17 protein-coding genes are annotated in these 17,539 nt (G+C 48.8%); 2 read left to right on the forward strand and 15 right to left on the reverse strand.

Annotation, left to right across the window (positions count from 1 at the left end; translation table 11 throughout):
* Positions 1-11: 11 nt before the first annotated feature.
* The 12 genes from holB to yceD form a co-directional block, all read right to left on the reverse strand.
* Entirely contained in the window at positions 12-989 is a 978-nt protein-coding gene (gene holB, locus HH682_RS02460) for a DNA polymerase III subunit delta' (RefSeq protein WP_214235895.1), read from the reverse strand.
* Positions 989-1,621 (reverse strand): dTMP kinase, encoded by a 633-nt coding sequence (gene tmk, locus HH682_RS02465; RefSeq protein WP_214235897.1) that lies wholly within the window; start codon positions 1,619-1,621, stop codon positions 989-991. The genes holB and tmk overlap by 1 nt, the downstream gene beginning before the upstream one ends.
* Positions 1,611-2,636: an endolytic transglycosylase MltG gene (gene mltG / locus HH682_RS02470; protein ID WP_214235899.1), complete on the reverse strand. Its 1,026-nt coding sequence runs from the start codon at positions 2,634-2,636 to the stop codon at positions 1,611-1,613. Before mltG ends, tmk begins: the two co-directional genes overlap by 11 nt.
* A gap of 3 nt (positions 2,637-2,639) precedes the next feature.
* The gene (gene pabC / locus HH682_RS02475; RefSeq protein WP_214235901.1) at positions 2,640-3,449 is read right to left on the reverse strand and encodes an aminodeoxychorismate lyase; all 810 of its coding nucleotides are present in this window, start codon (positions 3,447-3,449) and stop codon (positions 2,640-2,642) included.
* Positions 3,450-3,513: 64 nt separating this feature from the next.
* A complete protein-coding gene (fabF, locus tag HH682_RS02480) occupies positions 3,514-4,752 on the reverse strand; it encodes a beta-ketoacyl-ACP synthase II (protein WP_214235903.1) in 1,239 nt (412 codons plus the stop codon).
* Positions 4,753-4,836: 84 nt separating this feature from the next.
* A complete protein-coding gene (acpP, locus tag HH682_RS02485; RefSeq protein ID WP_028685983.1) occupies positions 4,837-5,073 on the reverse strand; it encodes an acyl carrier protein in 237 nt (78 codons plus the stop codon).
* A 148-nt stretch (positions 5,074-5,221) separates the two neighbouring features.
* On the reverse strand, positions 5,222-5,956 hold the full coding sequence (gene fabG / locus HH682_RS02490) for a 3-oxoacyl-ACP reductase FabG (protein ID WP_214235905.1): 735 nt from the start codon (positions 5,954-5,956) through the stop codon (positions 5,222-5,224).
* Positions 5,957-5,966: 10 nt separating this feature from the next.
* Positions 5,967-6,899, reverse strand: coding sequence for an ACP S-malonyltransferase (gene fabD / locus HH682_RS02495; RefSeq protein WP_214235907.1), 933 nt, complete (start codon positions 6,897-6,899; stop codon positions 5,967-5,969).
* 16 nt (positions 6,900-6,915) lie between these two features.
* A complete protein-coding gene (locus HH682_RS02500) occupies positions 6,916-7,869 on the reverse strand; it encodes a beta-ketoacyl-ACP synthase III (protein WP_214235909.1) in 954 nt (317 codons plus the stop codon).
* Positions 7,870-8,883 carry a phosphate acyltransferase PlsX gene (gene plsX / locus HH682_RS02505; RefSeq protein WP_214235911.1) on the reverse strand — a complete coding sequence of 338 codons (1,014 nt, stop codon included), beginning with the start codon at positions 8,881-8,883 and terminating at the stop codon, positions 7,870-7,872.
* Between the two features lie 26 nt (positions 8,884-8,909).
* Entirely contained in the window at positions 8,910-9,080 is a 171-nt protein-coding gene (gene rpmF, locus HH682_RS02510) for a 50S ribosomal protein L32 (protein ID WP_048911991.1), read from the reverse strand.
* A gap of 14 nt (positions 9,081-9,094) precedes the next feature.
* Positions 9,095-9,616 carry a 23S rRNA accumulation protein YceD gene (gene yceD / locus HH682_RS02515; RefSeq protein ID WP_214235914.1) on the reverse strand — a complete coding sequence of 174 codons (522 nt, stop codon included), beginning with the start codon at positions 9,614-9,616 and terminating at the stop codon, positions 9,095-9,097.
* A gap of 142 nt (positions 9,617-9,758) precedes the next feature.
* On the opposite strand from yceD, the gene HH682_RS02520 reads away from it, so the two are divergent.
* On the forward strand, positions 9,759-10,346 hold the full coding sequence (locus HH682_RS02520) for a Maf family protein (RefSeq protein ID WP_214235916.1): 588 nt from the start codon (positions 9,759-9,761) through the stop codon (positions 10,344-10,346).
* A gap of 10 nt (positions 10,347-10,356) precedes the next feature.
* Here HH682_RS02520 and rluC read toward each other — a convergent pair whose 3' ends face one another.
* Complete coding sequence (gene rluC / locus HH682_RS02525) at positions 10,357-11,316, reverse strand: 23S rRNA pseudouridine(955/2504/2580) synthase RluC (RefSeq protein ID WP_214235918.1); 960 nt, start codon at positions 11,314-11,316, stop codon at positions 10,357-10,359.
* A 546-nt stretch (positions 11,317-11,862) separates the two neighbouring features.
* Here rluC and rne point away from each other — a divergent pair.
* Complete coding sequence (gene rne / locus HH682_RS02530; RefSeq protein WP_214235920.1) at positions 11,863-14,859, forward strand: ribonuclease E; 2,997 nt, start codon at positions 11,863-11,865, stop codon at positions 14,857-14,859.
* A gap of 48 nt (positions 14,860-14,907) precedes the next feature.
* Here rne and flgL read toward each other — a convergent pair whose 3' ends face one another.
* The gene (flgL, locus tag HH682_RS02535; protein ID WP_214235922.1) at positions 14,908-15,870 is read right to left on the reverse strand and encodes a flagellar hook-associated protein FlgL; all 963 of its coding nucleotides are present in this window, start codon (positions 15,868-15,870) and stop codon (positions 14,908-14,910) included.
* Between the two features lie 23 nt (positions 15,871-15,893).
* Positions 15,894-17,528, reverse strand: a complete 1,635-nt coding sequence (flgK, locus tag HH682_RS02540) for a flagellar hook-associated protein FlgK (protein ID WP_214235924.1) — start codon at positions 17,526-17,528, stop codon at positions 15,894-15,896.
* Positions 17,529-17,539 lie beyond the last annotated feature (11 nt).

Genomic DNA, 17,539 nt, shown 5'->3' on the forward strand with positions numbered 1-17,539 from the left:
TTGACTAAACGTTAGTTATCTAACAGGGCTTCCCAAGCTAATAACACATCACTGATCACCAACTCTGTGTTGACTTGTGGTGTTTGCGTGAGCAACGTATGGCACTCACGCCACTGGGCAATTATCCGCTGCAAACGCTGTTCGTCCATCAGTGTGCCCAAATAGTGACTGGTCGCATGACCGTCTACATGGGTTAACCAAGTGTGGCTGCCACGCTGTAATTTCAGGGCATCCAACAGGTAAGCCATCAGCCAATAGATTTTTTCGCTGCTGGGTTCATCAATCAGTAAGGGTAACAGTTGCATCGGCTGTCGCGGTAACGCGGAGCGCAATGCCTCTGCCAATTGCGTTCTACTTTGCCAGCGCGGTGCGTTGATCAGGGCAAGGGCTTGGGCGGGTGCTCCGCCGGATAAGCGCAAAGCCGTCAGTAACATTTGCTCGGGTAACTGGCTTTCACGACCAAGCCAAGCCAAGCCATGCTGCTCATTGGGAGGGAGGATATTGGAGACAACACAACGACTGCGTAAAGTCGCGGGTAATTGACTTAACTGTGGCGTCGTGAAGAGAAACCAACAGTTTGTTGGCGGCTCTTCAACCGTTTTAAGCAATGCATTGACCGCCGATTCGGAGAGTCGCTGTGCACCATCTACCCAGATAACCCGCGCCCCTCCTTGCTGAGGGGAATGCCATACTTTCTCGCAGGTGTCACGTATCACATCGATACCGATCAGCTGTTTGCCTTTTTCTACTGCTATGTGATACCAATCGGGATGGTTATTCGCCAACATAAGCTGACAACCGTGGCAGTGACCACAGGCTTTTTGACCTTGGGGTGTTTCGCAGAGTAACCAGCGCGCAATACCCCACACCAACGCTTCGGCCCCCATTCCCTCATGAGCATGCAGTATCTGCGCAGGATGGGCCTGTTGAGCCTGATGCTGCTCAATAAGTTGCTTATAATAAGGCGTTAACCATGGGAACCACTGCATTACTGCTGTTCCTCAAGCCATTTACGCAGTGTGGCTTGTACCGCTTGCTGCACCTGCTGTTGTGGTTGAGTCGCGTCGATAGTTAAGATAGTGGCATCTTTCGCTGCAAGTTCTCGATAACGCTGATGGGCACGATGAAAAAAGTCTAATGACTCTTGCTCAATGCGATCCAACTGCCCCCGTGCACGCGCACGTGATAAACCGATTTCAGGCGTAACATCTAGATATAACGTCATATCCGGTGCAAAATCACCCAACACCGACTTTTTGATCGTACTCATCATCTCACTGTCTAGACCTCTTCCGCCGCCTTGATACGCTTGCGAGGAGAGGTCATGGCGGTCACCGATCACCCACGCCCCTCTGGCGAGGGCAGGCTTAATAACGGTTTCGACTAATTGCACCCGCGCCGCATAAAGTAGCAGTAGCTCAGCATTGGCCGTAATGCTCTCGCCGTCGATACCCTCTTTGACAAGATGTCGTAAGGCCTCCGCCAGCGGAGTTCCGCCCGGTTCACGCGTAAATATAATGTCGGTAATACCGTGTGCCTGTAACTCGGTAACCAATTTATCGCGTACCGTTGTTTTACCTGCACCCTCTAAACCTTCAATCACAATAAATTTACTTTTCACGGGTTTTACGCTCATTTTCAACTTGACGCCACGCTTTAACGGCTTGGTTATGATTGGCTAAGGTCGAGGTAAAGGTGTGTCCACCCTGACCGTTGGCAACAAAATAGAGTAAATCACTTTTTTCTGGATGTGCGGCAGCCTCAAGTGAGGCGCGACTCGGTATGGCAATCGGTCCAGGCGGGAGCCCAGGGATGACATACGTATTGTACGCGGAGGGCTTTTCTAAATCGCTACGCGTTAATACACCCTTATACTCATTGCCCAAACCGTAAATCACCGTTGGATCGGTTTGCAGACGCATTCCTTTACGTAGTCGATTGATAAAAACCGAGGCCACCTTTCCGCGCTCCGCGGGTGCCGCTGTCTCTTTCTCAATAATTGAGGCCATGGTCACCAGTTGATTGAGGTCTTGGTAAGGGAGATCCACCTCGCGCTGTTCCCACACCGACTGTTGTAACTGCACCATACGCTGACGTGCTTGTTTTAATAAACTGATATCTGTGCGTTTAGCGGTGTAGTAGTAGGTGTCTGGGTAAAACCCCCCTTCTAACGCAGAGGGCTGCATCCCCAGTGCCTGCGCCACAGTCGTTAATTGGTCGTCCGCTAACTGGTGCGTGACCCACGGGGCATTTCGTAGCGTCTTCAGCCAGTCCTCGATACGTTGTCCTTCCACAAAGCGGACTGGAAATTGCGCCTCTTTGCCGCTGGCCAATAGGGTGAGCAACTGACGCACCGTCATACCTGGCGTTAAACGATAGGTACCGGCTTTAAACTTCGCCAGCTGCGGTTCCACTTTTAACAGCCAACCAAACCAAGGGCCACACGGTACAATGTGCTGTGATTCAAGTTGCTGCGCTAGTGCTACACGCCCAGCCCCGGCCGGTAAGGTATAGATCGTCTCTTGCTGGATCAATAGAGGGCGCGCAGCGAAGCGCTTGACTTGCCACAAACCTGCTGTAGCCAATATTACACACAAGATTACGAGACCAATCAGGCCCTTACTTTTTTTCTGCATAACTTAACTCGCAGTAAATCCTAATTTAATCAGTGTTGCCATCGCTTCACCGGGTTGATACTGCCACTGGTCAATACCGGTGACGGGAAGCACTGGCATCAATGCATTACAGATGATCACTTCATCAGCCTGTTCAAGCGCCGCAGGCGCTTGGATGACGTGGCTGCAATGGTACCCTTCTGCCTGCAAGGCTTCAATCACTAAGCCTTTCATAATGCCCTCTACGCCACAATGAGTGAGCGCCGGGGTAAAAAGCTGTAGCCCCTTACGCCAAATAATATTGGCAGCACAACACTCCACAATATGTCCTTGCGAGTCTAGGACCAGGGCTTCTTGAGCTTGTTGGCTATCGAGGTGGTTTTTAATCAGCACTTGTTCTAAGCGATTCAAATGCTTGATCCCTGCCAAATAGGGGTTCCTCCCTAAAGGAATTGGGCTAGTGATCAAGGTGACCCCTTGCTGTTGCCACGCTGCATAGTGAGTAGGATAGGAGGTTAATGAAAGAATACGTTGCGTGTCAGTACAGCCTGCTGAACTGTAACCTCGTCCCCCCACGCCGCGCGTTAATAGAATCTTTACCACGCCTAAGGCACTGTGCTGCGCTAGCGCGACAATCTCTTGCTCAAGCTGAGTCCACGCGTCAAAGTGAATACCAAGACGTTGGCTGTCCCGTGCTAAGCGGGCAAGATGTTGTGCTAAATGGCACACTTTTCCCGCGTTGACTTTTGCCGTGGTAAAACAACCATCACCGAATTGTAAGCCGCGATCCAGACTTGAGAGTTGAGATGTTTTGACGCCATTGATCAACTGCATACTATAAGTCCTATCGTTGGCAAAAAAAAAGCCCGTTAGACGGGCTTCTTAGTAAAGTCAGCGTTTAGATCTTACGGAAGATCAGTGAACCATTCGTACCACCGAACCCGAATGAGTTACACAAAGAGTACTCGAGATCTGAAACCTGACGTGCAATGTGCGGAACGAAATCTAAATCACAGCCTACATCTGGATTATCCAGATTCAAGGTAGGAGGGATTGCTTGATCACGCAAGGCCAGAATAGAGTAAATCGATTCTACTGCCCCTGCCGCACCCAGCAGATGTCCAGTCATCGATTTTGTCGAACTGACCATAACCTTACTTTGTTGACCGAAGACTGATTTGACTGCTTGGCACTCGGCTAAATCACCCGCAGGCGTTGAAGTACCGTGTGCGTTAATGTAGCCAATATCATCAGCATTCAGCTGTGCATCGTTCAATGCATTACGCATCGCTTGCGCTGCCCCTTCGCCATTCTCTGGAGGGGAAGTCATGTGATAAGCATCGCTGCTCATCCCAAAACCGACTAATTCAGCATAAATTTTTGCACCACGTGCTTTTGCATGCTCGTACTCTTCGAGTACTAACACACCAGCACCATCACCCAGTACGAAACCGTCACGGTCTTTATCCCAAGGACGACTGGCCGCTTGTGGATTGTCGTTATGTGTTGAGAGCGCGCGGGCAGCACCGAAACCACCGACGCCAAGAGGAGTACTCCCCTTTTCTGCCCCACCGGCTAACATAACGTCAGCATCGTTGTAAGCAATCATACGTGCCGCATGACCGATATTATGAACACCCGACGTACAAGCCGTCGCAATACAGATGCTTGGACCTTTTAGGCCATACATAATGGTCAGGTGACCAGCCACCATGTTAACAATGGTACTGGGGACAAAAAATGGACTGATTTTACGCGGTCCACCTTTAGTCAAGGCTGCATGGTTTTCTTCAATCAGGCCAAGTCCACCAATTCCCGAACCAATTGCGGCACCGATACGGTGGGCATTTTGTTCGGTAACGATAATTCCAGAGTCTTGAAATGCTTGGACACCCGCAACAACACCGTATTGGATAAACATATCCATTTTACGTTGTTCTTTGCGCGAGATTATCTCATCACAATTAAAATCTTTTACTGTTCCAGCAAAACGCGTTGCATAAGAACTGGTATCAAAATGGTCAATCAGGTTGATGCCGCTCTGACCGGCTAGGAGAGAATTCCAAGTAGACTCTACTGTATTGCCGACAGGAGACAACATGCCAAGACCAGTCACAACTACACGACGCTTAGACACGTTCGTCCTCCAGGGAGGGGAATAATTATTCTTCGTGGGACGGAATAAAACTCAGGCGGTCGAGTGACCGCCTGAAGGTGTTCATTAGCCCTGATGGCTATTGATGTAGTCGATCGCTGCCTGTACGGTAGTGATTTTCTCAGCTTCTTCGTCTGGAATCTCAGTATCAAACTCTTCTTCCAGAGCCATTACCAGCTCAACGGTGTCAAGAGAATCAGCACCCAGGTCTTCTACGAAAGAAGCAGAGTTGATCACTTCATCTTCTTTAACACCCAGCTGCTCAGCAATGATTTTCTTAACGCGTTGTTCGATATCGCTCATACTATTTAATTTCCTATCAAAACTCGCTAATGCGACGGTTTTCGTAGTTTATAAAATGTTTAAAAAGATGCAACTACTTCCCTGCTTTTCTGACGACAAATTAGTATTTTTTGTACAATAAATCGCAAAAATAATAATTTGAAGCAGATCAGACCATGTACATCCCACCATTGACGTGCAAAGTTTCACCAGTGATGTAACTTGCTTCGTCAGAGGCTAAGAAGGCCACAGCGTTGGCAATTTCCTGAGGCTCCCCTAAACGGGCAGCAGGAACTTCTGCCAAAATACCAGATCGTTGCTCTTCATTCAGTGCTCGCGTCATGTCGGTTTCGATGAAACCAGGAGCCACAACGTTCACAGTAATACCACGTGACGCAACTTCTCGCGCCAGTGATTTGCTAAAGCCAATTAAACCCGCCTTTGCAGCAGCGTAGTTTACTTGGCCCGCATTACCCATTGTTCCGACGACCGAACCAATGGTAATGATTCTTCCCATGCGCTTTTTCATCATGGCACGCAATACTGCTTTTGATAGTCTAAAAACAGAAGTAAGGTTCGTGTCAAGGATATCCTGCCACTCATCATCCTTCATGCGCATTAATAGGTTATCACGAGTTACGCCTGCATTATTAACTAAAATATCAATTTCGCCAAATTCAGAACGTATTTGTTGCAATACTGCATCGATAGACGCCGCATCAGTCACATTGAGGACCAGTCCTTTGCCCTTATCCCCAAGGTAAGCACTGATTGCCTCAGCACCGTTGTCGCTGGTCGCTGTACCGATAACTGTCGCACCGCCGGCCACTAATTTTTCAGCAACTGCACGACCAATTCCACGACTTGCACCCGTAACGAGTGCGATTTTACCATTGAAGTTCATGTTTTTCCTCTTATTCTTTAATCAATGCTGCGGTCAATGCAGCTGGATCGTTAATCGCTGACGCCGTTAACGTATCAACAATTCTTTTTGTCAGTCCACTCAGTACCTTACCTGGTCCAACTTCGACTAGCTGTGTCACACCTTGTGCAGCAATATATTGCACGCTTTCGGTCCAGCGGACTGGGCTGTAAAGCTGGCGGACTAATGCCTCACGAATTGCTTGCGCATCCGTCTCGCATTTTACATCAACATTGTTGACCACAGAAATTTTAGGCTCACTGAAAGTCATTTCCCCTAAGGCTACCGCTAACTTATCTGCAGCGGGCTTCATTAACGCGCAATGCGAGGGTACGCTAACAGGAAGCGGCAAGGCTCTCTTCGCCCCGGCAGCTTTACAGGCTGCACCAGCACGCTCTACCGCCTCTTTGTTACCGGCGATCACCACTTGTCCTGGAGAGTTAAAGTTAACGGGTGAAACAACTTGACCCTGGGCACTCTCTTCACAAGCTTGGCGGATCGCGGCATCATCAAGACCAATGATCGCTTGCATCGCACCAGTGCCTTCAGGAACGGCTTCTTGCATCAGTTTCCCACGTAATTCGACTAGACGGATAGCATCGTCAAAAGCAATCACCCCAGCGCAAACTAATGCCGAGTATTCCCCTAAGCTATGCCCCGCGAGTAAAGCAGGCTGTGCGCCACCCTGTTGCTCCCAAAGACGAAATAACGCGACTGAGGCGGCGAGTAACGCTGGCTGAGTTTGCCAGGTTTTATTGAGTTCTTCCGCAGGGCCTTGCTGCACGAGTTGCCAAAGATCATAACCAAGTGCTTGCGAAGCTTCCGCATAAGTGGCTTCAATCACCGGATGTTCAGCGGCTAATTCTGCCAACATCCCTACAGTTTGCGAACCTTGACCGGGAAAAACAAAAGCAAAGTGTGTCATAAAGGATACCTGTCAATCAAAAACGAACCAGGGCAGAGCCCCAAGTAAAACCACCGCCAAAGGCTTCTAATAAAACCAGTTGCCCCCGTTGAATACGTCCATCTCGCACGGCTTCGTCGAGTGCCGTCGGGACGGATGCCGCTGACGTATTACCATGACGGTCAAGCGTCACCACGACTTTATCCATGCCCAGATGTAATTTTTTAGCCGTAGCACTAATAATGCGTAAATTGGCTTGGTGTGGGACTAACCAATCAAGCTCTGAACGCTCAATTCCATTCGCTTCCAATGTTTCTTCGACAATGTGGGCTAATTCAGTGACCGCAACCTTAAACACTTCATTCCCAGCCATGGTTAAATAAGCAGGCTGATCTTGATGCTCACGGTCTTGATAACCTAAGGTCAGTAATTGTCCAAAACTTCCATCGGCATGCAGATGGGTTGAGATAATTCCTGCACTCTCACTCTGTCCAAGCAACACTGCCCCCGCACCATCACCAAATAGGATCACGGTGCCACGATCGGTAGGATCGAGGGTACGCGTTAAGGCATCAGCCCCAATGACCAGCGCATGTTTCACTGCACCATTTTTAATATATTGATCGGCCACGCTCAGTGCGTAAGTAAATCCCGCACAGGCGGCGGCTAAGTCAAACGCAGGACAGTCGGTGATCGCCAGCATTTGTTGGATCATACAAGCCGAACTTGGGAAAGCATGACTTGATGAAGTGGTCGCGACGATGATTAATCCGATGTCATTTTTATCGACACCCGCCATCTCAATGGCTTTTTGTGCAGCATGGAAACCCATAGTCGCCACATTTTCATCGGGACCCGCAATACGACGTTCACGGATACCGGTACGAGTGACAATCCATTCGTCGGTCGTCTCAACCATCTTTTCTAAATCTGCATTAGTGCGGATTTGTTCAGGTAGATAACTACCCGTACCCATAATTTTGCTAAACATTTATGTTCTGTCACTCCTGGCTACTACAGTGGCTAATTGGCCGGCGACTCGCTGAGAGAGTTGCCGCTGCACCATCAATATTGACTGTTCAATTGCCGCTAAAAAAGCTTGCTGATTCGCTGCCCCATGGCTCTTAATGACCACGCCCGACAACCCTAATAAAAATGCACCATTATACTTATCTGGATCAATCTTACTGGTGTTTGGTGAAAGCAGTGTTCGGGTAAGCCGCCGCCAGATGGACTGGCTACGCCCTGCACGTTGAAGAAAATATCTTACAGCTCCTTCTAACGTCTTCAATGCCACATTGCCACTGAACCCATCACAGACCAAGACATCAGCTTGACCTGTCAGTAATTCACTTCCTTCTAAGAAGCCAGTATAGCGGATCACGCTCTGTTGCCGTAATAATTTCGCGGCTTGCCGGATAGATTCTTTCCCTTTGCTCTCTTCTTGACCAACATTGAGCAACGCCACCCGGGGTTCAGCGATGGCTAACATTTGTTGCGCCACTACCGTGCCCATCAAAGCAAACTGCAGCAACATTTCGCTATCAGCTTCGATATTCGCGCCAATATCCAAAATGACGGTCTGCCCTTCTGTCGCATTAGGAAGTAGCGTCATCAAAGCCGGACGGCGAATTTGTGGCAGCGGTTTAAGTAATAACAATGCTAAGCCCATCAGTGCACCGGTATCCCCAGCACTGAGACAAGCCTGCGCTTTGTGATCTTTCACTAACTCTAAGGCTAGGCGCATTGAACTGTTTTTACTTTGGCGAATAGCCAATGAGGGTTTTACATCACTGGTAATAACAGACTCAGCTTCGACGCAATGAAGGCGTTTTAGCACAGAGGAATCTGCTGTAACAAGTAATGGTTGGAGGGTGTCAGGAAGCCCGACAAGATAGATATCTAAGAAAGGATAAATGCCCAGTGCCTGCAGAACTGCAGGCACTGTCACGTGGGGACCGAAATCCCCGCCCATGGCGTCAACAGCCAGGGTCACACGTGTCAAAGTAATACCTAGCTTCGCGGCCAGAATTACTTAGCAATTACCTTGCGACCACGGTAGTAACCGTCAGCAGTCACATGGTGACGCAGATGAGTTTCGCCAGAAACTTTATCTACGGACAGAGCAGACGTAGTCAGTGCATCGTGTGAACGGCGCATGCCACGCTTGGAACGGGTTGGTTTATTCTGTTGTACGGCCATGGACCTTACTCCTATTACTTACGCTTTAAACTTGCTAATACGGCAAATGGATTTGGTTTTTCTACCTCAGCAGGTAAATCGCCAAATACCATATCCGCGTCGGACACTTCACAGTGTTCAGAATCATGTACCGGAACGACAGGTAATGCGAGGATAAGTTCATCTTCGATCACCGCAAGCAAATTGACTTCGCCAAATTCATCGACTTCAACAGGCTCATAATCTTCTGGTAACGCTTCCGCCTGCTCATCATTGCGAACAGGGCTGAAGAGGTATTTTACGTGGACAGGATGGGTGAACGTGTTATTACAACGCTGGCAGCATAACGTTACCGTTACCTCAGCACTGCCATCAAGGATGGCTAAGCGCTGGCTATCAATGCCGAAAGACATCGTACACGAAACATCGGTATCCACACTCACCACTGAATCGGCTAAACGTTGTAACGCATCCGCGACATAGACCCCCTGATAATCAAGGCGTTTTTGAGCAGTACGTTGCAGATCCAGAGTTAGAGGTAATTTTACTATTTGCATAGGGCGCGCATATTAACTTTGTAATGATGAAGAGTCAAAGAAAAAGGCCAGTGACCCGCATCTTTAACCGAGAAATTCGCAACCAGTGCGGCAGATAGTTTAAGATGAGTTGACCTAATTCGCTATAGATTATGAAAAAAATATGTCCTATAACCTTGTACTCGCCTCATCTTCCCCCTTTCGTCAGGCTGTTTTAGATAAATTGGGTCTGCCCTTTTTCTGTGCCGCCCCAGATATCGACGAAGCTGCAGCACCAAGTGAATCCATTGATGAGCAGGTACTGCGTCTGGCTCGTGAAAAAGCCTCAGCACTGATTGAGCGTTATCCAGACAGCGTCATTATCGGCTGTGATCAGTTAGGCAGTCTAGCTGAGCAAGTACTGGGCAAACCCCATACGCCAGAGCAGGCGTTTACACAGTTGCGTGCATCGTCGGGGCAATGCGTGACTTTCCATACGGGATTAGCAGTCTATGATGGCGTTAACGACTGCTGGCATCAAAGCCAAGAGACCTATCAGGTTTTTTTCAGAGAATTAACGGATAACGAGATTTGGGGCTACATCCGTAAAGAGCAGCCATTACAGTGTGCGGGAAGTTTTAAATCTGAAGGGTTGGGAATCACCTTGTTTGATAAAATGGCGGGTGATGACCCGAATACACTTGTCGGTTTACCGCTCATTGCACTCTCGCGGATCCTAAGAAAAATAGGCATTAATCCGTTAACCGATTAATGCCCTTTTTTTAAGCGTTCTTCTTTTGACGTAAGGTGTTTAAGCAGTATTTAAGCCCTGAATCCAGCGGGGCTTCTACTCTTAACGTTTCACCAGTGCCAGGGTGAGTAAAGGTCAGTGCCGCCGCATGAAGGAACAGACGCGAGAGTCCAGTTCCTGACAGTTGTTGGTCAAAACTGGCGACACCATAGCGATCATCAAAAGCAATGGGATGCCCAGCATGCAATGTATGCACACGAATTTGGTGAGTACGTCCCGTCACGGGACTCGCTTTCACCAAGGTAGCAAACCCGAAGCGCTCTTCAACCTTAAACCGTGTTTCAGAAGGCTTACCTTCGCTACTCACTTTCACTACCCGCTCACCACTTTGCAGAATATTCTTTAACAGAGGCGCTTTCACGGATTTGAGATGGGATGGCCATTCGCCGCGTACCAACGCCAGATAATCTTTCTGCATGGTTTTATCGCGAAGCTGCTCATGCAGTGAACGTAACGCTGAACGTTTTTTTGCGACTAATAAAATACCCGAGGTATCACGGTCTAATCGATGTACCAATTCCAGAAACCGCGCTTCTGGTCTCAACGCACGCAGCCCTTCGATCACGCCGAAACTGAGACCACTGCCACCGTGAACGGCGGTACCGGACGGCTTATTCAGCACCAGAATTGCCTCGTCCTCATAGAGGATAGCGTTATCTAACTCTGCAACGCGTTGCAGCTTCGGTGACACTTCTGGTGCGTCACTCTTGGAAGTGCGAATAGGCGGGATGCGTAGTTGATCGCCGTCAATAAGCTTATATTCTGGTTTCACTCTTTTTTTATTCACGCGAACCTCACCTTTACGCAAGATTCGATAAATCATGCTCTTTGGCACCCCTTTCAGAAAGGTCCGCAAAAAGTTATCAATTCGCTGTCCGTCGTGTTCCGACGTGATGGCAACCAGCTGTACGCCATTATGTTCTGTTTTCATGCTGATAAGTGTAAAGAGACTCAAGATTTATCGCTACTCTTTTATTAAGTCAACGCAAGGCAACACCACGCACCATGCTCTCTTTTTAACCAGCGATTTACTGGTTCTCCCTTCAAATTGCTTAAATAATAAATAAAGTGATCAACAACGCGAAAGTCACCTTGCTATATGAAGGGGAGCAATGGAATAATGCTTGGGCTGGACGACTGCAGAACTTTGCATCGTAAAGCAACTTAGTTGAATTTTTATCTGAAGAGACAACACGCTGCAATGGCATAAGACGTTTAGTCGATTCAGATAATTAGCGGGCTGCGGACTGCAGCCTGAACGAGATGGGATATTGCCCTCTCCCCTTCTTTTGGGAAGAGATGACCCCTATGGAATTGTGAAGCTAATTAGTAACATTTCCCCGACGTTATGCGCTTCTTAAGCGATCGACAGCCGTGAGGCTGACGTGATTGCCTACAGACACGAAGCCATCGGATAACTCGCTCATCGCAGTAATGCCCGCAGCTTTTCAAAAATGATAATGACGAGAACATGTAAATGAAAAGAATGCTCATTAACGCAACTCAGCAGGAGGAGTTGCGTGTCGCACTAGTAGATGGACAAAAACTCTATGACTTGGATATTGAAAGTCCGGGCCATGAACAAAAGAAAGCGAATATTTATAAAGGTAAAATCACCCGTATTGAACCCAGCTTAGAAGCCGCTTTTGTTGACTATGGTGCTGAACGCCATGGTTTTCTCCCGCTTAAAGAAATCTCTCGCGAATACTTTCCTGACAACTATTCCGGTCATGGCCGCCCAAACATCAAAGATGTTTTACGCGAAGGCCAAGAAGTTATTGTGCAGATCGATAAGGAAGAGCGCGGTAATAAAGGGGCAGCTCTGACCACCTTTATTAGTTTAGCTGGCAGTTATCTGGTGCTAATGCCCAATAACCCACGTGCTGGCGGTATCTCCCGTCGTATTGAAGGTGATGACCGCAGTGAATTAAAAGAAGCCCTCTCTTCCCTCGACATCCCTAATGGTATGGGCCTGATCGTTCGTACCGCGGGCGTAGGGAAATCTGCAGAATCGCTACAGTGGGACTTAAACTTTCGTCTGAAGCATTGGGAAGCAATTCAAAAAGCGGCCAATAGCCGTCCTGCGCCTTTTCTGATTCACCAAGAAAGTAACGTTATTGTGCGCGCTTTCCGTGACTATTTGCGTCAAGATATTGGTGAGATCCTCATCGATAACGCAAGTGTCCTTGAGTTAGCACGTCAACATATCGCTGCGTTAGGCCGCCCTGATTTCACCAGTAAAATCAAATTATACTCCGGTGAGATCCCACTGTTCAGTCACTACCAAATTGAATCTCAGATCGAATCCGCGTTTCAGCGTGAAGTTCGCCTCCCTTCTGGTGGCTCAATCGTTATTGATACCACTGAAGCCTTGACCGCTATCGATATTAACTCTGCTCGTTCAACGCGTGGCGGCGATATAGAAGAAACGGCCTTCAATACCAACCTTGAAGCAGCCGATGAAATTGCGCGTCAATTGCGTTTGCGTGACTTGGGTGGCCTGATCGTTATCGACTTTATCGATATGACGCCCGCTCGCCATCAACGTGCCGTCGAAAATAAATTACGTGATGCTGTACGCCAAGACCGTGCGCGTATCCAAATCAGCCACATTTCACGCTTTGGCCTGCTAGAGATGTCTCGTCAGCGTCTAAGTCCTTCCCTAGGCGAATCGAGCCACCATGTTTGTCCACGTTGTAGTGGCACCGGAACTATCCGTGATAACGAATCATTAGCCCTCTCTATCCTGCGCCTGATTGAAGAAGAAGCGCTGAAAGATAACACCAAAGAAGTGCATGCGATTGTGCCGGTACAAGTCGCCTCGTACCTATTAAACGAGAAGCGCTCGGCGGTTAATGCGATTGAGACCCGTCAAGGCGGTGTCAAAACCGTTATCGTCCCAGACGATAAAATGCAGACGCCACATTACTCAGTGCTGCGCGTTCGTAAAGGTGAAGAAACTAATACTCTCAGCTACCACTTGCCGAAACTGCACGAAACAGAGATGGCTCTGCCGTCAGAAGAGGAAACCGCTGAACGTCGTCGTCCAGAGCAACCTGCGCTTGCTGCGTTTGCAATGCCAGATGCGCCACCAGTCGTGGCAGAAACACCTGCTACGTCTGCAGCGGAAAAACCTGCTGGTTGTTTCTTTAGCCGTCTAGTTAAAGGCATCAAGGCGCTATTCTCAGGCTCTGACAGTGCAGAAAAACCAGACGCTGAAACAGTAGCAGCAACGCCTACCGCTCGTTCATCCTCTCAACAACAGGATAAACCACGCCAATCGGATCGTCGTAATAACCAACGTCGTAACAACAATCGTTATGATCGTAATGAAAAGAACGAGCGTTCCGAGCGTCTGAACCAAAAAGAGACGGCGTCATCTGGACAGCAAGACGACAATCGTCGTCAATCACCGCGTAGTCAACAGGCAGCCGCTGAGACCCATACCCGTCAAGAGCGTGCACCTCGCCAAGACAATGCGGTCAGCGATGAAGTCCGTCAGCAGCGCGAACAACAACGCCGTGAGCAACGTGCCGAGCGTCAACGTCGTCGCCAGGAAGAGCGTCGTCAGCAGCAGCAAGACGTGCGTAAGCAAGAAACCGCCGACGTGCAGCAGGACGAAATCGCCGCGAGCGAAGAACAACCTCGTGAAGTTAGCGTGACGCCACGTCGTCAACCTCGTACCCTGCAACAAAAAGTCCGCGTAACCGACAATGATGCGGCCACAGCTGTTGCTGCTCCACAGCTTGAACAAACTGTAGAAGCCGCTGCGCCAGCTGAACCTTCGACTGTGCGTCAGACCAGCGCGGAGAATCAGGAAAATGTTGCGCCGCGTCGCTCACGTCGTTCACCGCGTCACCTGCGCGTTAGCGGCCAACGTCGTCGTCGTTTTCGTGATGATCGTTACCCACAACAAACGCCAATGGCGGTAACCAGTGCAGCCGCTGCACCGGAAATGGCGTCAGGTAAAGTTTGGGTACGTTATGATCTTGCTGTCACGTCTGCGCAGCCGTTAGCAGAAACTCCGGTTGAATCCAACATCGAGCAAACCGCTGTGGCACCATTGACCGATTCCGCTATCGTCGCTACTCCGGTAACGCAGTCCGAACCGAGCGAAACGCAATCTTCTCAAGCCACTCAGTCTGCGCCTGTAAGGATTGACACTGAAACGGTTACCGAGCCAGCGTCTGTTAGCGAAGAGGCCCCAGCACCAGTGATTACGCCACACGCTGACGTGACTCAGTCCCCGGCGATGACGGCAGCACCGGTCACCCCGACCACGCCATCGGCTGTTACCGCTGGCCGTCTGGTCGCGACCTCACCGGTGACCAAAGCTGAGGCACCGGCTTGGGTTTCTGAGCCAATTAAACAGAGTGATTGGGTACGTCCAGTCTATCACTTCACCGGTAAAGGGGCAGCGGGCGGACATGCTGCTCGTCACCGTGCAACCGCTGAGGTGACCAAAGCGAGTTAAATGAGCTCAATGCAAAACACCCGCGATATCGCGGGTGTTTTTTATCTATCATTTATTCATTTGAAATAGTGAGAGTTTCGACATTCGTGAGAAGGCGGTATAGCTGGCTTGCAATGCAGTCTCTCTCATTTGATATTCAGAAATGGTTTGCGCCGCATCGGCATCCACTAACTGGCTTAATTGGCCCTGCGCAAGAATACTTTGGCTCGCACTGAGCGATTCTAAACCCTCTAATTCCTTTAACTGAGTACCATTTTCTGATTGTATCGTCAGGTTATTATTGAGACTATTATTCAACCCTCGGTTTGCCTTGTTCATCGCCTCCTGAAACCCTTTCATAGTCGCATCGTCGGCATCTTTAAGCGGTGTCTTTAAGGCAGAGATTGCTTTGTCTAAAATCGAAAATAGATCAGTATCACCCAAAGTACCGTCCGGTTCTAATTTTGGATTAGCAGCAACCGATAAAAATACCTGTTGTCCGGTATGCGTTATCGTCATGACACGTTGGGTATCGACCTGTTGCGTAATCGGCTGTTGCCCGCCTTGATACACGACCCCATTATCCCCCTCGATGAACGGGGGTTGAGCCGTGTTATAGCCCGCGAACAGATAGCGACCGCTACTGTCTTGACTATTCGCAAGGGTTAGAAGTTCATTACGAATCCCTTCCAATTTGACTGCGACAGATTGTCTGTCATCGTCATTTAAGCTACCGGTTCCGCCATAAATAATGTCGCTGATAGCGACTTCGATATTATCACTCACTGCTGAAAGCGTTTTAGCTTCGGTACTCATGGTCGTTTGAGCAAACTGCTGCGCCATACTGAAACGCTGGCCATTTCGCAAATTTTGCTGGATACCTAATGCTTGCGTGGCAGCGAGCGGATCGTCTGAGGGAGAGGTAACACGCTTACCCGATGATAAACGTTGTCCTGCGGCTAGCCAATCCTCTTGAGCCCTGCTAATCCCTTGCGTCTGCTGTTGAAAAATAAAGCTTGTACTCAGTCTCATCCCTTTTACTCCCGTTACATAAGCTAACCACGTACGCCCATCAACGCATCGAATAATGCACTGGCAGTATTCAATACTTTCGTATTCGCTACGTAGTACTGTTGATATTGGATTAAATTGTTATATTCTTCATCCAAATTAACCCCTGACACAGCCTGCTGCCGGGCAGTGAGCTGTGTGATAATCTTGGCCGATAGATCCACTGCATTGCCGTAAGACTGCGTTTGCGTCCCGACAAAACTGACGGCAGCACTCCACGTTTGGCGAAATGTTTGTTTACCACCCACTAATTTTTGCGACTGTAAATCCAACATTTTTTTAATATTACGATTATCGCTCTCGCCTGACAGATCCTCTGCTGCGGCTAACTTACTGGGATCGCTAAAGTTTAGCGAAAATTCATGTGTAATGTGGCTGACAGGCTGCAGTAAGAAGCTATCGCCCTCTGCCGCTGTTCCGCTGACCGATACATCAAGACCTTCGAAGCTCAATGTTGAACCATCATCTGATACCGTGGCGGCAATCGGTTTATTGTCACTTAACCGAGTCACCTGCCAACTGCCGCCTTTATACGCGATCTGATAATCAGAGGCTTGCACCTGTTGCGGGTCAGTATAGACCGCGCTAAGCGTCGCATCGCCACGGTTTAGTTGATTGCTTTTAGCCGAGGGTTGACCAACGCTGAAGAGCGGCTCCCCTTGCTGACCGTTCAAGTCATATCCTTGTTGTTGAACACTATTCATCGCCGTAGTAAAGGCCAAGGTAAGTTGCCCTAAACGATTTTGTAGTTGATTCAACTCATCGTGACGAAAGGCTAACAAGCCGCCTATTGTGCCGGTTCTCAAGAGTTTTTCCGGGAGTTCAACTTTACCGGCTATTTTGTCTTCATAACCGATGGTTAATTGATCAGTATTTTCATTAGAAGGCGTGGCTTCGAGGGGATAACTTTTTGAACCATTGACCAAGGTGAATCCATTAGCAATACTGACCACCATATTGCCATCCTGCATGGAGGCGGTAACACCCACTTGGTCATTCAATTCCCGTACAAGTTGATCGCGCTGATCGAGTAAATTATTCGGTGCATCCCCGTTTTGAGAAAGTTGCGCGATACGTTGGTTAAGTGTTGCGATTTGTTGAGTGTAACTGTTGATCGACGTGACACTGTTCTGTAACTGAGCGTTGATATCACTCTGTTGCTGATCCAGCATGGATTGTGTACTGGTGAACTGATTCGTTAACGCCGCAGCTTGAGTCATTACCGCTTGACGAGCAGCGGGATCGGCAGCATTGTTCACCACATTTTGTAGCGTATCAAAAAAGTGCTCAAGTCCATCATTTAGCGTTCCCCCCTCGAGGGTCATCTGTTTATCGATTGCTGAGAGCTGAGTGTAATGGCTGGACTGAGCGCTACTTTTAGCACTCGCATTACGAAGTTGACTATCAATTAACGCATCATATTGACGTTGAACACCGTTCACTATCACCCCATTCCCATACCAACCATTACCGTTATAGGTATTCTCTGCTTCAGAAATAACCGTAATCTGCCGGTTATACCCCGCGATGGTATAACCACTGATATTGTTCGCGGTACTATTCAAAAGCTGTTGGGCGGCGCTTAATCCACTCATCGCAGAATTAATGATACTCGACATATTTTTTCCTT

The sequence above is a fragment of the Rosenbergiella gaditana genome (assembly GCF_018494065.1).
In the GTDB taxonomy this organism is placed as follows: Bacteria; Pseudomonadota; Gammaproteobacteria; order Enterobacterales; family Enterobacteriaceae; genus Rosenbergiella; species Rosenbergiella gaditana.